This is a genomic window from Candidatus Aminicenantes bacterium (assembly GCA_011049425.1).
Lineage (GTDB): Bacteria > Acidobacteriota > Aminicenantia > UBA2199 > UBA2199 > UBA876.
On record DSBM01000138.1, the window covers coordinates 1 to 16,736 of the forward strand.

Here is a 16,736-nt window from a genome sequence, read left to right on the forward strand (position 1 = left end):
CCGGAACCGCGGTTCCGGCGGCAACGCGTCATCCAGGCTGAAACACGAAAAAGTATCCTGACTCATCTTGCCTCCCGAAGGCGGCCACAGCCGCTGCTTCCTGATCCATGTATAGTCGATCCCCGGGGGACGTGTCAAGGCCGCCGGGTTGTCCGGTTTCCGAGGATCACGTATAATGGAACCGTATCAGGCAATCTATTCTGGAAGGTGATCCATGAACGTGATGGTGGTTGGTTCCGGGGGCCGTGAACACGCCCTGGTTTGGAAGTTGTCGCAGTCCCGCAAGGTATCCAAGATTTTCGCGGTTCCCGGTAATGCCGGCACCGCGCAACTGGCTGTCAATGTGGCCCTGGACCCGACCAACGCCATCGAGATCGCCGATTTCGCCCAGGCCGAAGATGTTAAATTGACGGTGGTGGGACCGGAACTGCCCCTGGCCCTGGGGATTGTGGATGAATTCAAGCGCCGCAACCTGAATGTTTTCGGACCCACTCAGAAAGCCGCCTATATTGAAACGTCCAAGGCCTTCGCCAAGGAATTCATGGCCAAGCACAACATTCCCACAGCGAATTTTTCTATTTTTAACAATATCCACGAGGCCGCCGACCACATCCAGTCCGCGACATTCCCCACGGTGGTCAAAACCGACGGCTTGGCCGGAGGCAAAGGCGTGTTTATCTGTCGCAACGTGGAAGACGGCCTGGCCGCTATCCAGTCCATCATGCAGGAAAAAAAATTCGGTCGCGCCGGTGAACAGGTTATCATCGAGGATTTTCTGCCCGGACAGGAAATGTCTTTTATGGTGATTTCCGACGGCAAACGCGTGATTCCCCTGGCCACATCCATGGACTACAAAAAAGCCGGAGAGGCAGACACCGGTCCCAACACCGGAGGCATGGGCGCCATCAGCCCGGCGCCGGACATAGACAGAGAACTGCTGGACTCGATTCTGCGCACGATCATCATGCCCACAATCGAGGGTCTGCGGTTTGAAGGCCGTGAATTCCGCGGCGTCCTGTACGCCGGTCTGATGATCACCATAACCGGACCCGTGGTGTTGGAATTCAACGTGCGTTTCGGCGACCCGGAAACCCAGGCCGTGCTGCTGCGCATGAAGAGCGACCTGGTCGACCTGCTGACCGCCTCGGCGGAAGGCAGCCTGTTTGATGTCCACATCGACTGGGAGGAAGAAGTGTCCGCCTGCGTGGTACTGACTTCAAGGGGCTACCCTGGGGGATACGAGAAAGACAAACCGATCTCCGGTCTGGAACGGGCAAAATCGATGGGTGTGGAGATTTTCCATGCCGGAACGCGCTTCGAGGACGAGACCGTCTATTCCGCGGGAGGCAGGGTTCTCAACGTGTGCGCCCGGGCCGTTACCCTGAAAGACACCATGAAAAAAATCTACGACGCCATACCCTTCATTACCTACGACAACATCTCTTTCCGCAGCGACATCGGGAGAAAACAATCATGAAAGAAGTTGACATCGCCATTATCATGGGCAGTGACTCCGACCTGCCTCAGATGGAAGATGGAATCCGCCTGTTGCGGGATTTCGGTGTGCCGTTTATCGTGGAAGTCAGTTCCGCCCACCGCACCCCGGAACGCACCATCCAATTGATCCGGGATTTCGAGAAAGTGGACGGAAAAGTCATCATCGCGGCCGCCGGAGGCGCCGCGCATCTTCCCGGAGTCATCTCCGCCCACACCCGGCTGCCCGTCCTGGGGGTTCCCATTCCATCCGCCTTGAACGGCCTGGATTCCCTGTTGGCCATGGTACAGATGCCGGGAGGGATCCCCACCGCCGTTTTCGGAATCGGCAAATCCGGCGCCGTCAACGCCGCACTTTTCGCCCTGCAGATCCTGGCCCTGGCACGCCCGGAACTCGGCGAGAAACTGGACACTTTCCGTGAAGAACAGCGCCTCGGAGTGGAAACCAAGAACCGCCGTCTGCAGAAAAAAGTAGAGGATCTGCGGGAATCGTGAAATTCTGCGTGGAGTGTTTCGGTTGCCGCGCCAACCAGGCAGAGGTCCAGGAATGGATTCTTGACCTGGAAAAGGCGGGGTACGCTTACACCCACCACCAGGCGGAAGCGGATTTCGGTATACTCAATACCTGCAGCGTCACGGCCAAGGCTGAACGGGATGTATTCCGCGCCGTAAACCGCGCGTTTCGCCGCACCCACATTCCCTGGATCATCGCCGGTTGCAGCGCAACTCATGAAGGAGACAATCTGAAGCGCCTTTTCCCGGGATACATTTTTCTCGATAACAAAGAAAAGGCCGACATGGCCGCGGAGGTCAGGCGCCGCTTTCCTCAGGAGAGCAACCTCATTTTTCACTCCGCTTTTCGTTCCCGCCTGTTTCTGAAGATTCACGACGGCTGCAATTTCCGCTGTGCCTATTGCATCGTCCCCACCCTGAGGGGACCTTCACGCAGCCGGCCCTTGGAGTCCGTGCTGCGGCGCGCCCGCTACGCAGCCTCCCTGGGATACCGTGAATTTGTCTTGACAGGCATCAACCTCTCTTCATACGGATTCGACCTCTTTCCGCGTCACAGTTTATTGGAAGCCGTGCAAGGCCTGGCTGAAATTTCGGGGGTGGAGTTTATCCGCCTGAGCTCACTGGACCCCCGCTACCTGCGCTACGATTTCATCCAGGGCCTGAAAGCCACGGGCAAAGTCTGCCCCAGTTTCCATTTCTCGTTCCAGAGCGGCAGCAATTCCGTATTGAAGCGCATGAAACGGGGATCCAAAGTAACGGATTACCGGCGCATCCTCGACATGTTCGACCGCCTCTTCCCGGACGCCAACCTGGGCGCAGACTTCATTACCGGTTTCCCTGAAGAAACTGAAAAAGAACACCGGGAAACGGTTGATTTCATTTCCAACTCTTCGCTGAACTACCTGCATGTTTTTCCCTATTCGCCCCGGCCGGGAACCGCCGCCGCCCGCCAAGACCCCCCTCCTTCCCACGTGGTTCGCAGCCGGGCGGGAGAACTCAAACAGATCAACCGCAATCTGCGCTTTGCCTTCCGTGAATCCCGGTTGGGGCGGGTACTGGATGCCGTGATGATCGAGGAAACCCCCAATTTCTCCATGGCCGTTACGGACAATTACCTCTCGGTGCGCATGCCACCGACACGGGGTTTTAAGCAGAAGCGCATCAGCCTGCGACTGACGCGGGTGGTTAACGACAACTTGTGTGAGGGTGAGTACGTAGATCTGCCCAAGGCGCGGATTCAACCCTGAAACACCGATTGCGACCATGGAAAAATCCGCTCGCCTGGGTCAGCACTTCCTGATCAACCCCGGCATCGGGGACCGCATCGTCGCACTGGTTCCACCCGGGAGGGAACCCCTCCTGGAAATCGGGCCGGGCCGCGGTGTTCTGACCCGCCGCCTGCTGGAGCGCTTCCCCGGCCGGGCGCTGACCGTGGTGGAAAAAGATCCCCGCCTGGCGGCGGCATTGCAGAAAGAGCTGGGGGACCGGGCCCACGTGGTCGCGTCCGACATTCTTGCCTGCCGGGCCGCGGACCTGGCGGGCCGGGAAAAAATCTTTCTGGTGGGAAACATCCCTTACCTGATCTCCACGCCTTTGCTGGAATGGGTGTTGTTTCAGCACGAGTCCTGGAGCGGCGGGGTGATGATGACCCAGGACGAGTTCGCCCGTCGCCTTATGCAAGCATCAGGCCCCCTGCCCGCGGCCCTGCGCGCTTTTTTCAGCCTTACCCCGGTCATGCGCGTCAGCCCGGGATCTTTCAACCCCCCACCCAAAGTGTTTTCACGGGTCTTCGCCCTGGCGCCGCGGCAACCGGGTATCGAACCCGCAGCGTTCCACGGCTTCCTGAAACAATGCTTTTTCCACCCACGTCGCACCCTGCGCAATAACTTGCGGGAACATTTTCCCCAGTCCATCCTTGACACCATGCTGGAACAGCTGGGCATTCCCTCCAACACCCGCGCCGAAGCCATACCGGACCCAATCCTGCTCGCCCTCTTTACCCGCCTTAGCTCCCCTGGCAACAAACAACAAACCCGGAATAACGAATAAGTCTGAATAAAGTTGAAGAGGGAAGAAGTGAAAAAAGGTGGCAGGTGGCAGGAGACAGGCCCTTCGCCATTGGCCCCTCGCCTCTGGCCTCTTGCCTGTTTTAGCTCCCCAATGCTGTTGGAGCTAAAACAGCCCGGAGATCTCTTTGCCCGTCTCGTCGATATCGATCTCTTCGGCGGCGGGATGTTCCGGAAGTCCGGGCATGAGCATGATATCTCCGGCCACTGGGATCAGATAACCCCCGCCCGCCGCGATATTGATATCCCGCACGTTGAGGCGCCAGCCCTCGGGCACATTGCGCTTGCGCTTGTTGTCCGACAACGACAGTGGGGTCTTGGCGATGCACACCGGCAATTTGTCCATACCCAGAGTGCGAATCTCTTTCAATCGATTCTTGGCCTCGCGTTCAAAGATCACGCCGGCGCCGCCGTAAATCCGCCGGGTGATAGCCTCGATCTTGTCTTCCACGGAATCCTCTAGATCATAAATGAAGTTGTAGGAACCGTCGGCGCTGGAGGCGGCTTCAACCACCGCGGCCGCCATCTCTTCCGCCCCGGCTCCGCCTTCGGCATGGGCGGTAGAGACCGCGGCGCCCGCGCCCTGTTCACGGGCGTAAGAAAGAATTGTTTCCAACTCCTCGGGTGTATCATCAGGAAAGGCATTGACCGCCACCACCGGCGCCAGGCCGAAGGCCCTGACATTGGCAATATGGTGGCCCAGGTTGGCCAGGCCCGTGCGCAGGGACGCCACGTCCTTGTCCCCGCCCTGGTGGCGCAGGGCGCGCACCGTGGCCACCACCACCACAGCGTGGATGGAGTAACCCGCGGTTCGGCTCACCAGGTTCACGAATTTCTCAAACCCCAGGTCGGAGCCGAACCCGCATTCGGTCACCACGTAATCGGCCATTTTCAACGCCATGCGATTGGCCAGGACCGAGTTGGTGCCGAAAGAGATATTGGCGAAGGGGCCGCAATGAATCAAGGCGGCGGTGCGTTCCATGGTCTGGACCAGGTTGGGTTTGATGGCGTCCCTGAGAATAGCGGCCATGGCACCGCAGATCTTGAAGTCGCGCACGAACACGGGGCCACCGTCCCGCGCAAAACCCACCAGGATGCGCCTCAGGCGTTCCTTGAGGTCAAAGACATTTTCCGACAGGGCCAACACGGCCATGACCTCGGAAGCGGCGGTGATGTTCACCTCGTCCTCGCGCGGATAGCCGTGCTTGTGCCCGCCCAGCCCCACCACGATGTGACGCAGGCTGCGGTCGTTCATATCCATGGCCCGGTTCCACAGGATGCGCCGGGTGTCGAGGCGCAGGTCGTTGGAAAAATGCATGTGGTTGCCGATCATGGCGGACAAGAGGTTGTTGGCCGTGGTGATGGCGTGGATGTCACCGGTAAAATGCAGGTTGATGTCCTCCATGGGCAACACCTGGGAGTACCCGCCGCCGGCGGCTCCGCCCTTGACCCCGAAAACGGGACCCAGTGAAGGCTCCCTCAAGGTGACGATCGAAGAATGCCCCAGCCGGTTCAAGCCCATGGTGAGGCCGATGGAGGTGGTGGTCTTGCCCTCCCCGTAGCGGGTGGGAGTGACCGCGGTCACCACGATGAGTTTGGCATCGGGACGGCTCCTGAGCCGCTCCAGCATCGACAGGTCAACCTTGCCCTTGAATCGTCCGCAGGGAGAGAATTCATTCTCCAGGATGCCCAATCGTTCCCGCAAGGATTCAATGGGTTCCAGCTCCACCGATCTTGCGATCTCAATATCCGTCTTCATGTCAACCTCCAGGTGTTCCGTTCTATTCAGACTAGCAATCGGCACCCGGGAAGTCAACATCACCGAGACGGGTGTATCAACGGGCCTTAACGGGTGTTGACAAGTTAAGGTCAAAACACTATAATCCACTCTTTGCATTCGATCCCCTGAATCCACGGCCCCATCGGGCGGCCGGCCTGGAGGTTGTGGTTGAAACGTGTTTTCGCGGCACACACAGTCCTGCAGTTTATCTTCCTGATGAGCTTCTGGCTGCTGCTCAGCGGCCATTACGACCTCTTTCACATATCCATGGGCGTAGTGTCCGCTCTGCTGGTGACCACATTGAATCTCAAGTTGCGGCGTTTTCACTTCTATCGCGAAGAGATCAGGCAGGTGGAAGCCCGCATCAAACGGCAAATGCCTGTCAGCCTGCGGCCGCTGCGTTTCCTCTATTACATTGCCTGGCTCTTCTGGCAGATCGTGGTGGCCAGCCTGCAGGTGGCCTACGCGGTCCTGAGTCCGCGCATGCCCATCGACCCCTCAATGGTGGTCTTTAAGACCCGTCTGCCCAACGCCAGCGCGCGCGTGATTCTGGGCAACTCCATCACATTGACACCGGGTACCATTACCGTGCAACTTCGGGACGATGAATTCGTGGTTCACGCCCTCATGGATGTTTCCGCCTCGGGGATCCTGGACGGGTCCCTGCCCGGCCAGGTGGCGCGCCTTTATGAAAAAACCCCGGGCCAGGTGGTGGGGAGCATCGCGATCATCCGTTCCAAAGGGGATATGTAATGCATCAGTACTTTGTCTACTTCGCCGTACTGCTCGCCATCATCATCTATGTGCCTTTCTACCGAGTGGTGACCGGACCCACTCTTTACGACCGCATGCTGTGCGCCGGATCCATCGCCACCAACTCCATGGTCATCATCCTGCTGGTGGGCTTCATGTTCAACCGCATCGACATGTTTGTGGACATCGCCATGGCATACGCCGGCCTGAACTTTATCGGCACCATCGCGTTCGCGAAATACCTGGGGTCCACATTGAAATCCAAGCAAAACCATGGGAATTAGCAGCATAATCGCCATTTTCCTGATCAGCCTGGGCACGTTTTTCATGGCCGTGGGCAGCGTCGGCTTGATCCGCTTGCCCGATTTTTACTGCCGCGCCCACGCCCAGGGCAAGGTAGACACCCTGGCCCTGATCCTCATCATCCTGGGGCTGATGGTATATGAAGGCTTCACCCTCAACAGTGTAAAGTTACTCTTAATCGTGGCGTTCGTGGTTCTGACCAACCCCACCGGAACCAACGCCCTGACCAACGCGGCTTACCGTTTCGGCCTGCGTCCCTGGTTCAAGCGTGATCAGCGAAAACACAAAAAGCCGGCCGGGAGAGGGTAACCATGTACTGGCAACTGGAGATCGTGCTGTTTCTGTTCCTCATTGTCACCGCCGCCAGCGCCTTGTGGGTACGCAACCTGGTCACCGCCGTAATCGTGCTGAGCGTGTTCAGCTTTTTTTCCGCCCTGCTTTACGTGGCCATGGGCGCCGTGGATGTGGGCTTTACCGAGGCAGTTGTGGGCGCCGGCATTTCCGGAGTACTCATGCTGGTGACCCTTTTCAGAACCTGGCGAAGGAGCAGCGATTGAAAACCGCCAACTACGTCGTGTTGTTGCTGTTCACCGGACTCATGATTTACGCCTCTTTTGGGCTTCCCCAGAGAGGCGATCCTTACGCCCCCATTCACCTGGAGGAAAGCCCGGTCCATTCCCCGGGCGCGGCATCCTACTACATCCGCAATGCCCACCGGGACGCGCACACCAACAACATGGTGACCGTGATCCTGGCCGACTACCGCGGATATGATACCCTGGGAGAAGAAACCGTGATCCTGACCGCGGGGCTGATCTGCTTCATGTTGCTGCTGCGGCGCAAAGAGAAAGACAGTGAAAACGCATAGACCCAATCCCATCACATCATTGGTGAGCCGCACGGTATCCCCTTTTATCATGATGTTCGCCCTGTACGTGATTTTTCACGGACACTACAGTCCGGGGGGCGGTTTCCAGGGAGGCACCCTGATTGCCGCGGCCATTATCCTGATTCGCCTGTCCGAGGGCAGCAATACCGCGCAACTGCAGTTCTCCCGCTCCTGGACCACTCCGTTGGGGTCCCTGGGGGTACTGATCTACTTCGGTACCGGACTGACTGCCGTATTCATGGGCGGCCGTTTCCTGGATTACGCCGCCCTCCGCCTGGCCCATCACGCATCCATGAGCCGTTCCTACGGCATCCTGCTGGTGGAAATCGGCGTGGGGTTGGCGGTTACAGCCATCCTGGTTTCCATCTATGACCACCTGCTGGAGGGCGACGCGGATGCTTGATTTCTTTATCGGCCATTACGCCTACTGGTTCGTGTTCATCCTAATGGCCCTCGGCCTCTACGGCATGACCGTCAAGAACAATCTGGTCAAGAAGCTGATCGGCATGACCATCTTCCAGGTTTCCATTATCCTTTTTTTCGTGGCCTCGGCCAATAAGTGGGGCGCCACCGTCCCGGTTCTGAATACCGCGAAAGGTCCCATTGATCCCACACAGTATATCAACCCCCTGCCCCATACGCTGATGCTTACCGCCATCGTTGTCGGAGTAGCCACCCTGGGTGTCGCCCTGGCACTGGTGATCACCATTTTCAAACGTTATCGCACACTGGATGAAAACCGGCTCCTGGAAGAAATGAGAAAAAACGATGATATTGAGTAATTCGCCCGCACTTGCCCCCCTGAGCCTCCTGCTGGCGGCCATCCTGATCCCCATGGTGGCTTTCCGCCGCCGCTGGCTGGCTTACCCCCTGGCCCTTTGCGCCTCGGCTTTTGCCACCGGTATTTCGGTTGTCAACCTGGTGCGGGTGCTGGCGGAAGGAACCATCCACTACCATTTCGGCGGCTGGCTCCCGCCCATCGGTATCGAATACGTACTGGACCCATTGTCGGCTTTCGTGACCCTGGTCATCAACACGGTCAGCCTCCTGGTACTGGTACACGCCCGCCGCAGCGTAGACGCGGAACTTCCCGACCGTGCCATGCCCTACTACGCCGTGGTCATGCTCATGCTCACGGGTTTCAACGGAATTGTACTGACCGGCGACTTCTTTAACCTGTATGTGTTCCTGGAGATCAGTTCCCTGGCGCTCTATGGCATGATCGCGGTCGGCAACAGGAAATCACCCGTTGCCGCTTTCCGTTACCTGATCATGGGCACCGTGGGCGGCAGCTTTTATCTTTTGGGAACCGGTTTCGTCTATGTCACCACCGGGTCATTGAACATGGCCGACGTGGCCCGGATCGCACCCACGCTCTATCACCAGCCCGCCCTGGTGGCGGCATTGGGGCTGATGGTGACGGGGCTGGGCATTAAAATGGCCATTTTCCCCCTGCATGGCTGGTTGCCGGACGCCTATACCTACGCTCCGTCCGCGTCATCGGCGTTGATCGCGCCGGTGGGTGCCAAGGTCGGGGTGTATGCCATTATCCGCGTGGTGTTTTACGTGTTCGGCGTGGATTTCGTGCGCCACTCCCTGCCCCTGACCGAGATCCTGGCCTGGCTGGGCGCCATTGCCATTGTGTACGGCTCCGTACTGGCCATTGCCCAGCATGAGATGAAACGCATGCTGGCCTACAGCAGCGTGGCCCAGATCGGTTACATCGGGCTGGGAATCGGGCTGGCCAACCCCTACGGCATCATCGGCGCCGTGCTCCACGTAATGAACCACGCCCTCATGAAGGCCTGCCTCTTCCTGGTGGCGGGGAACTTCCGCCTCAAACTTGGCCACTCAACCATCCCCAGGCTGGACCACCGCGTTCGCAAACGCATGCCCTGGACCACCGCGGCGTTTGCCGTGGGAGCGCTGTCCATGGTGGGCATACCGCCGACCGTGGGTTTCTTCAGCAAGTGGTACCTGGCCCTGGGCACCATCCAGAACGGCCGCTGGCTTTTTCTGGCCGCCCTGTTGGTCAGCAGCCTGCTGAATGCAATTTATTTCTTCCGCATTCTGGAAAAAGTCTACATGAAACCCATGTCAGGTGAAATCCCCAACGACAATGATGCCGCTCGCAATGAGGCGCCCGGCTCCATGCTGATTCCCACCCTGGTCCTGGGCGGCGCCCTGATTGTTGTCGGCCTGCTCAATGCGGTGATCGTGACCGGGATCATTAAATTGATCGTTCCTCCGGGCATGTAGGATAAGAAAAAATGGCACTCAACAACATAGACCACTCCATTATCCCCATGCTGGCTGTGCTGGTCTCCCTGCTGGCCGTTCCCCTGATCCTGTTTTCATCCCGCCGGCCCAACCTGCGCGAATCCTGGACCCTGGGCGCCGGAGTGGTAAAGTTCGCGTTGGTCATGTCGCTACTTCCCGGAGCCCTGGCCGGCAAAAGCGTGGGCATCGCCTTACTGGAACTGGCCCCCGGAATTCACCTGGCGCTGAAAGCCGACCCCTTCGGCGTATTTTTTGCCATGATCTCTTCGGGATTGTGGATCCTTACCTCTATCTACTCCATCGGATATGTGCGCGGACTGGATGAACACAAGCAGACCCGTTATTACGCTTCGTTCGCCGTGTGCCTGTCCGCCACCATCGGCATCGCGTTTTCCGCCAATCTGCTGACCTTTATTCTCTTCTACGAAATCCTGACCATTGCGACCTATCCCCTGGTCATCCATAAAGAAACGCCCAAAGCCATCCGGGCGGGGCGCAAGTACCTGGCCTATACATTGACAGCCGGACTGTTCCTGCTCGCCGCCGCGGCCTTGACCTGGCAGATCACCGGCAGCCTCGATTTCGCCGCCGGAGGCATTTTCAATGGACGCCCACTGGCTCCATCCACGGCGCGCATACTCTTTTTCCTTTTCCTGGGCGGTGTGGGCGTCAAGGCCTCCATCATGCCCCTGCACGCCTGGCTGCCCACGGCCATGGCCGCGCCCACGCCGGTCAGTGCCCTGCTCCATGCCGTAGCCGTGGTTAAATCCGGGGTATTCGGTGTGATCCGGGTAGTGGGATTTGTGTTCGGGCCCGCCCTGATGAAAGAGTTCGGCCTGGGTCGAATCCTGATGGTGTTTGCCGGTTTCACCATTATCACCGCATCCCTGCTGGCATTAAAGCAGGACAACCTCAAGCGGCGACTGGCCTATTCCACCGTCGGCCATCTTTCTTATATCGTGCTGGGAGCCGGCATGCTCACCACCGCGGCACTGACCGGCGCCATGCTGCACATTGCCTTTCACGCCACCATGAAAATCACCATGTTCTTCGTGGCCGGAGCCATCTACGTTAATCTGCACAAGGAAAACATCAGTGAACTCAACGGCATCGGCAAGGTCATGCCCTGGAGCATGGGCGCCTTCACCGTGGCCGCCATCGGTTTGAGCGGATTGCCGCCCATCAACGGCTTTATCAGCAAGTGGTACCTGGGCATGGGATCCATGCAGGCGGACACCCTGATTCCTCTTTTCTTCCTGGTCTCGAGCGGGCTGTTGAACGCCGCCTATTTTTTTCCCATCGCGCACCGGGCCTTTTTCCGCGACCCCAAAGGAGATGAGCTGGCCGGACACGGCGAGGCTTCGCCCTTCATGGTGATCCCCCTTTGCGTGACCGCATTGCTGTCACTGCTTTTCGGTATCTACCCGGACCTCTTTTTCCGCTTCTACCGGCTGGCCTCAGGCGTGGCCGCCGCCATCCTGGGAGGTGCATGATGCCCAAGCGATTCTGGCCCATGGCCGCGGCCCTTGTCACCGTGTTCAGCCTGGTGGTGGAGCTCTTCTTTGTCCACCATGAACCGGGGCACACTTACTGGTGGAACCACATCCCCGGGTTCTTTGTCTTTTTCGGATTCTTTGGCTGCGCGCTGATCATCCTGTTTTCCAAAACCGTGGGGAAAAAGGCCCTGGACCGCCGGGAGGATTATTACGATGCCGACTGACTGGATTGTGCCCCCCGCCCTGATCGCCATCGCCGGCGCCCTATTGTTGCCCCTGGTCCCCCGCAAACTGCGTTCATCCCTCTTCGTGCTCGCCTGCGTGCTGACACTGGCCCAGGTGTGGACCCTGCCCGATGGCGCCACCTTGACCGTTCAGCTGATGGACTACACCCTGACCCCGGTTAAAGTGGATGCCCTCAGCCGGCTTTTCGGCATTATCTTTGCCTTCATCGCCGCGGGCGGCGGCATCTACGCCTTCCACATCCGCGACGCCGGCCAACAGACATCGGCCTTGCTCTACGCGGCCGGCGCCCTGGGAGTCATATTTGCCGGCGACCTGTTCACCCTGTTCCTTTTCTGGGAACTCATGGCATTTACTTCGGTTTTCCTGGTGTGGGCCCGCCGCGTACCGGAATCCCGCCGCGCCGGTTTCCGCTACCTGATCTACCACGTACTGGGCGGCGGGCTGCTCTTTGCAGGCATCCTCATGTACATCGGCGGCGGCGGCGACATGGCCGTCTCCCGGCTTTCTCCCGGCCAGGGCCCGGCGGTTTGGATCATGCTGCTGGGCGTGGCGGTTAACGCCGCCATTCCTCCCCTGCACACCTGGCTCAGTGACGCCTACCCGCGGGCCACCGTAACCGGCGCAATATTCATGAGCGCGTTTACCACCAAATCAGCGGTCTACGTGCTCATCCGCATGTTCCCCGGCTGGGAAATCCTACTGTGGGCCGGGGTGGTCATGACCCTCTATGGTATTTTCTTCACCGTGCTGGCCAACGACATCCGCGGCATCCTTGCCTACCACATCATCAGCCAGGTGGGATACATGGTGGCCGCCGTGGGCATCGGCACGGAGATGGCACTGAATGGATCCGCGGCCCACGCAGTCAACAATATCCTCTACAAGGCGCTGCTTTTCATGTGCGCCGGGGCCGTGATCCATGCCACCGGCAAGCACCGCTTGTCGGACCTGGGCGGTTTGGCAAAGTACATGCCTCATACCCTGATCCTCTACATGGTGGGGGCTTTCTCCATCTCCGGCGTGCCATTCTTCAACGGCTTCATCAGCAAATCCATGGTGCTGTCCGCAACCGGCGGCGCCCACCATCTCACGGCCATGCTGCTGCTCAACCTGGCCGCGGTCGGTACCTTTCTTTCCGTCGGCATCAAGCTGCCCTGGTTTATCTGGTTCGCTCGCAAAAAACCGGCCGCGATCGAGGTGCGTCGCCCACCCCTGAACATGTTCCTGGGCATGGGTATGGCCGCGGTTATGTGCGTCCTTTACGGTGTCATGCCCGGATTGCTCTATCGCCTGCTGCCCTTCCCCGTGCATTTCGAACCCTTCACCACCGCCCACCTGGCCGAGTCGGTGCAGATGCTGCTCTTCACCTTTGTTGGTTTCTGGGTATTGCGCCACCGTTTGGCGCCCCACGAAGGCATCAGCCTGGACATGGACTGGTTTTACCGCCGCAGCAAGCCCTTTTTCCGCAATGTGTTCGTAAACGCCCCGGCATACCTGTTCGAACGCTCCGATAAAGCGGTTCAGAAATTCATCGCCAAGGTCGTGGAGTTCGGCCGCAACCCCATGTTGAAATTTACGCCGCCCACCCGGGATAAAACCTATACTCCCGACCGTTACCGCCCGCCCGCGGGCAGCCTGGTGGCCGTCACCCTGGCCGCCCTCTGCCTTATCGTCATCCTCTCATTGGTATAGCCCTGTCGCCGCTCAGCGGCGACAGGAGTTGGAGAGTTGGAGAGTTGGAACGGGAAAAAGGCCGGGATTTCTGCTTTCCGGTCTATTGTTGCCTTCATGCAAAATTCAACATTGTTGAAACAATTGCAGAGACCTCCTTCATAACGGATAGCGATCATCGACGACTTATAGGGTTTTCTCCACATCTACGGTGCTGGTGCGGGAATCGGCATGAATGGTGAATCCGCGTTTCTTGAACAGCGCCAGCATGCGGTGGTTGTCGGCGGTGGTCTGGGCCACCATTTTTTTCAATCCCCACTTGCGGGCGATATCGAGGCAGTAGTCGGTGAGCAGTCCGCCCAGGTCGCGGTTCTGAAATTCATCGATAATCAGGATGGCGTATTCCACGGTTTCGTGTTCCGGGTCGGCGATCAGGCGTCCCACGCCGATGAGGCGCTTTTCGCCTTTTTCATTCGTGGTTTCCGCCACGATGGCGATCTCGCGGTGGTAGTCGATGTAACAGTAGCGGGTGGCCACTTCGTGGGAGGCCCACTGGAAGAAGTAGCGGAAGCGGAAATAGATCGATTCTCGGGAACAGGCGGCCAGCATCTCCATCCACATGGGCTCGTCTTCCGGGCGGATGGGCCGGAACACGATCTTGTGACCGTCCACTTCCACGGCATCGCTGACGTATTCCTCGGGATAGGGCCGCAAGGCCAGGTGGGCGTAGGGATCGGCCGGGCTCACGGTTACGGCGGGATCAGCCACCATGCGCGCGTCCACGGCCAGGATGCCCTCCGGATCGACCAGCAGGGGGTTAATGTCAAGTTCCAGAATCTCCGGCGAGTCCGCGGCAAGATATGAGAGACGGATCATGGCCTCGATGAGCCGGTCCAGATCTACCGGCGGCTTTCCGCGATAGCCGTGCAGCAGGGGCCAGATCCTCAGGTCTTCGAGCATGCGGCGGGCCAGGCGTTCGTTCAGCGGCGGGAAACCCAGGGAACGGTCGGCGAATAACTCGGCAGTCACACCGCCCGCGCCCACCAGGATCACGGTACCGAATACGGCGTCCCGCTTGATGCCCAGGATCAGCTCTCGAGCCTCCGGCATGACCACCATTTTCTGGACCGTAACGCCTTCCAGGCGGGCATCGGGCTGCTTTCCCCGCACGGAACGCATGATGGCCTGAAACGCGTCCGCGGCCTGGCGCTCGTTGCGGATATTGAGTGCCACCCCGCCCACGTCCGACTTGTGGGTGATATCCGGGGAGTGAACCTTGAACACCACGGGGTAACCGATCTCCCGCGCCGCCTCCAGCGCTGTTTCCTCACTGTCTGCAATCAAAGGCAAAGTGACCGGGATGCCGTAAGACCGCAGCAGTTCCTTGGACCGCACCTCCGACAGCACACGTTCTTCTTTCCCCAGGGAAGCCAGGAACTCACGCTTGATCTTTTTGCGATCCAGCGTAAACTCCACCGGGATATCCCGCGGGGTCTCGTACAGGGTTTCCAGGTTGCGCGCGTATTCGACCAGGGTCATGAATGCCCGTACCGCTTGTTCCGGGGTCTTATAGGTGGGGATGCCGCTTTCGTTGAGCAGGTCCACTCCCTCGCGCATCAGGTGCCCCCCCAGCCAGGAGGCCAGGATGGGTTTACGGGTTTCCTCCTGGATCTCCCCAATGGCCGTAGCCGCCTTGGTGGGATTGGTCATGGCCTGGGGTGTGAGGATCACCAGCACGGCATCCACCCCCTTGTCCGCCACCACGGCGCGCACCGCCCGCGCCAGGCGCTTGGAACGGGCGTCTCCAAGCACGTCCACGGGGTTGGCCTTTGACCATTGCGGCGGAAGTTGCTCATCCAGGGTGTTGATGGTTTCCTCAGAAAGCATAGCGAGGGCTCCATTCGCGGCCATGAGGGCGTCGGTGGCCATGACGCCCGGTCCACCGGCATTGGTGACAATACCCAGGCGCGACCCCCGGGGAATCTTGTTGCGGGCAATCAACTCCGCGCAGTCGAAAATCTCACCGATATCAAACACCCGCGCCAGGCCGGAACGCCGGAACGCCGCGTTGTAGACATCGTCTTCAGCGGCCAGGGCGCCGGTATGGGAAGCCGCCACCGCGGCCGACTCGGGGAAACGTCCCGCCTTGTAGACGATAATCGGCTTGCTGCGGGCAAAAGACCGCGACGCGGTCATGAACTTGCGCGGATCCCGGATGGATTCGATATATAGCAGGATGGAGCGGGTTTTTTCGTCATCACCGAAGTAGTCGATCAAATGGCCGTAATCCACGTCAATGGTGTTGCCGATCGATACGAAAGCGGAAAAGCCGATGTTCTCTTCCCGGGCCCAGTCCAGCACCGATGTGCCCAGGGCGCCGGATTGGGAGATAAAAGCGATGTGCCCCTTGCGCGGCGTGTGCGGTGCAAAACTGACATTGAGTTTTAAATCGGGCACAATGACGCCCAGGCAGTTTGGACCGAGAATGCGCATATTGGGGAATTGTGCTCTATGTGCAAGGATCTCTTTTTCCCGCCGTATGCCCTCCTTACCGATTTCGCGAAAACCCGACGACATGATAATGATGCCGGGAATGCCGGCGGCACCGCACTGACCCACCAGGTCCGCCACTTCGGGAGCGGGGGTGCAGATCACCGCCAGGTCGGGGCGATGGGGCAGGCTCTCCAAGTCGGGAAAACAGGGCATGGCCATCACGGCTTCGTGACGAGGGTTCACAGGGTAAACCACCCCGCGGAAACCGCTGCCCACCAGGTTGGTCAACACTTTCCCGCCCACACTGTTGGGGTTGGTGGAAACCCCGACCAGGGCGATGCGTTCGGGTTTGAAAATACAATCCAGGTTGTGTACGTTCACGGGTTCGCTCCCATCTCGCATTATACACCAACGGCACCTGTATCCCAGTCCTTAGGGCATGAAGGGCGAAAGGCGAAGTGGCAAATGGCCAGGGGCCAGTGGAAAAGATAAATACCCAGGGGGCACAAGTCACCGCTCACCACTTCGGTGTCCTTCGACGGCTTAAGATGGCCATGGTGGATGTTCGGGATGTTTCCGAGGCCATCTTTCGTCTTCGGGGAGTACCCCTCAGCCGACCATTCTGTCTTAGACCATGGGTCCCCGGAACCTACGTTTGCGTTCACTTATGCTTTATGCCCTGCGGGTACTCATACTCACAACCGCTTACCAATTACCAATGTGTATTTACCCACACAAAACGTAATAGATCC

Annotated in this window: 17 protein-coding genes; 15 read left to right on the top strand and 2 right to left on the bottom strand. The window is 59.0% G+C overall.

Translation table 11 applies throughout. From position 1 onward, the window contains the following. Positions 1-214: 214 nt before the first annotated feature. From purD to rsmA, 4 genes are read left to right on the top strand one after another with little or no spacing between them, the layout of a single operon-like run. The gene (gene purD / locus ENN40_09310; protein ID HDP95541.1) at positions 215-1,477 is read left to right on the top strand and encodes a phosphoribosylamine--glycine ligase; all 1,263 of its coding nucleotides are present in this window, start codon (positions 215-217) and stop codon (positions 1,475-1,477) included. Further along, the gene (gene purE, locus ENN40_09315; protein HDP95542.1) at positions 1,474-1,989 is read left to right on the top strand and encodes a 5-(carboxyamino)imidazole ribonucleotide mutase; all 516 of its coding nucleotides are present in this window, start codon (positions 1,474-1,476) and stop codon (positions 1,987-1,989) included. Before purD ends, purE begins: the two co-directional genes overlap by 4 nt. Beyond that, positions 1,983-3,254: a MiaB/RimO family radical SAM methylthiotransferase gene (locus ENN40_09320; GenBank protein HDP95543.1), complete on the top strand. Its 1,272-nt coding sequence runs from the start codon at positions 1,983-1,985 to the stop codon at positions 3,252-3,254. The genes purE and ENN40_09320 overlap by 7 nt, the downstream gene beginning before the upstream one ends. A 16-nt stretch (positions 3,255-3,270) precedes the next feature. After that, entirely contained in the window at positions 3,271-4,056 is a 786-nt protein-coding gene (rsmA, locus tag ENN40_09325; GenBank protein ID HDP95544.1) for a ribosomal RNA small subunit methyltransferase A, read from the top strand. A gap of 123 nt (positions 4,057-4,179) precedes the next feature. On the opposite strand, the gene ENN40_09330 is transcribed toward rsmA, so the two are convergent. Next, positions 4,180-5,832 carry a formate--tetrahydrofolate ligase gene (locus tag ENN40_09330; GenBank protein HDP95545.1) on the bottom strand — a complete coding sequence of 551 codons (1,653 nt, stop codon included), beginning with the start codon at positions 5,830-5,832 and terminating at the stop codon, positions 4,180-4,182. Positions 5,833-6,021: 189 nt separating this feature from the next. On the opposite strand from ENN40_09330, the gene ENN40_09335 reads away from it, so the two are divergent. Genes ENN40_09335 through ENN40_09385 form a run of 11 tightly spaced genes read left to right on the top strand, consistent with a single transcriptional unit; the run spans position 6,022 to position 13,512 of the window. After that, positions 6,022-6,606, top strand: coding sequence for a cation transporter (locus tag ENN40_09335; GenBank protein HDP95546.1), 585 nt, complete (start codon positions 6,022-6,024; stop codon positions 6,604-6,606). Beyond that, positions 6,606-6,890 (top strand): pH regulation protein F, encoded by a 285-nt coding sequence (locus ENN40_09340; protein ID HDP95547.1) that lies wholly within the window; start codon positions 6,606-6,608, stop codon positions 6,888-6,890. Before ENN40_09335 ends, ENN40_09340 begins: the two co-directional genes overlap by 1 nt. Further along, entirely contained in the window at positions 6,880-7,218 is a 339-nt protein-coding gene (locus ENN40_09345) for a monovalent cation/H(+) antiporter subunit G (protein HDP95548.1), read from the top strand. The genes ENN40_09340 and ENN40_09345 overlap by 11 nt, the downstream gene beginning before the upstream one ends. A gap of 2 nt (positions 7,219-7,220) precedes the next feature. Continuing rightward, positions 7,221-7,466 (top strand): DUF4040 domain-containing protein, encoded by a 246-nt coding sequence (locus ENN40_09350; protein HDP95549.1) that lies wholly within the window; start codon positions 7,221-7,223, stop codon positions 7,464-7,466. After that, positions 7,463-7,777, top strand: a complete 315-nt coding sequence (locus tag ENN40_09355) for a hypothetical protein (protein ID HDP95550.1) — start codon at positions 7,463-7,465, stop codon at positions 7,775-7,777. The genes ENN40_09350 and ENN40_09355 overlap by 4 nt, the downstream gene beginning before the upstream one ends. A 49-nt stretch (positions 7,778-7,826) precedes the next feature. Further along, positions 7,827-8,201, top strand: a complete 375-nt coding sequence (locus tag ENN40_09360) for a sodium:proton antiporter (protein HDP95551.1) — start codon at positions 7,827-7,829, stop codon at positions 8,199-8,201. After that, positions 8,194-8,580 carry an NADH-quinone oxidoreductase subunit J gene (locus ENN40_09365; GenBank protein HDP95552.1) on the top strand — a complete coding sequence of 129 codons (387 nt, stop codon included), beginning with the start codon at positions 8,194-8,196 and terminating at the stop codon, positions 8,578-8,580. The genes ENN40_09360 and ENN40_09365 overlap by 8 nt, the downstream gene beginning before the upstream one ends. After that, positions 8,567-10,057, top strand: coding sequence for a monovalent cation/H+ antiporter subunit D family protein (locus tag ENN40_09370; protein HDP95553.1), 1,491 nt, complete (start codon positions 8,567-8,569; stop codon positions 10,055-10,057). The genes ENN40_09365 and ENN40_09370 overlap by 14 nt, the downstream gene beginning before the upstream one ends. A gap of 26 nt (positions 10,058-10,083) precedes the next feature. Next, complete coding sequence (locus ENN40_09375; protein HDP95554.1) at positions 10,084-11,571, top strand: monovalent cation/H+ antiporter subunit D family protein; 1,488 nt, start codon at positions 10,084-10,086, stop codon at positions 11,569-11,571. After that, the gene (locus tag ENN40_09380; GenBank protein ID HDP95555.1) at positions 11,568-11,798 is read left to right on the top strand and encodes a hypothetical protein; all 231 of its coding nucleotides are present in this window, start codon (positions 11,568-11,570) and stop codon (positions 11,796-11,798) included. Before ENN40_09375 ends, ENN40_09380 begins: the two co-directional genes overlap by 4 nt. Continuing rightward, positions 11,788-13,512, top strand: coding sequence for a Na(+)/H(+) antiporter subunit D (locus tag ENN40_09385; protein HDP95556.1), 1,725 nt, complete (start codon positions 11,788-11,790; stop codon positions 13,510-13,512). Before ENN40_09380 ends, ENN40_09385 begins: the two co-directional genes overlap by 11 nt. Positions 13,513-13,677: 165 nt before the next feature. Here the strand turns inward: ENN40_09385 and ENN40_09390 are convergent, their stop codons facing one another. Further along, positions 13,678-16,365 carry a bifunctional acyl-CoA synthetase/GNAT family N-acetyltransferase gene (locus ENN40_09390; GenBank protein ID HDP95557.1) on the bottom strand — a complete coding sequence of 896 codons (2,688 nt, stop codon included), beginning with the start codon at positions 16,363-16,365 and terminating at the stop codon, positions 13,678-13,680. Positions 16,366-16,736 lie beyond the last annotated feature (371 nt).

Excerpts from the sequence above, each read along its gene's own strand:
- purD (HDP95541.1), top strand. The coding sequence starts at position 215 with ATGAACGTGATGGTGGTTGGTTCCGGGGGCCGTGAACACGCCCTGGTT.
- purE (HDP95542.1), top strand. The coding sequence starts at position 1,474 with ATGAAAGAAGTTGACATCGCCATTATCATGGGCAGTGACTCCGACCTG.
- rsmA (HDP95544.1), top strand. The coding sequence starts at position 3,271 with ATGGAAAAATCCGCTCGCCTGGGTCAGCACTTCCTGATCAACCCCGGC.
- ENN40_09330 (HDP95545.1), bottom strand. The coding sequence starts at position 5,832 with ATGAAGACGGATATTGAGATCGCAAGATCGGTGGAGCTGGAACCCATT.
- ENN40_09340 (HDP95547.1), top strand. The coding sequence starts at position 6,606 with ATGCATCAGTACTTTGTCTACTTCGCCGTACTGCTCGCCATCATCATC.
- ENN40_09345 (HDP95548.1), top strand. The coding sequence starts at position 6,880 with ATGGGAATTAGCAGCATAATCGCCATTTTCCTGATCAGCCTGGGCACG.
- ENN40_09350 (HDP95549.1), top strand. The coding sequence starts at position 7,221 with ATGTACTGGCAACTGGAGATCGTGCTGTTTCTGTTCCTCATTGTCACC.
- ENN40_09360 (HDP95551.1), top strand. The coding sequence starts at position 7,827 with ATGATGTTCGCCCTGTACGTGATTTTTCACGGACACTACAGTCCGGGG.
- ENN40_09365 (HDP95552.1), top strand. The coding sequence starts at position 8,194 with ATGCTTGATTTCTTTATCGGCCATTACGCCTACTGGTTCGTGTTCATC.
- ENN40_09370 (HDP95553.1), top strand. The coding sequence starts at position 8,567 with ATGATATTGAGTAATTCGCCCGCACTTGCCCCCCTGAGCCTCCTGCTG.
- ENN40_09380 (HDP95555.1), top strand. The coding sequence starts at position 11,568 with ATGATGCCCAAGCGATTCTGGCCCATGGCCGCGGCCCTTGTCACCGTG.
- ENN40_09385 (HDP95556.1), top strand. The coding sequence starts at position 11,788 with ATGCCGACTGACTGGATTGTGCCCCCCGCCCTGATCGCCATCGCCGGC.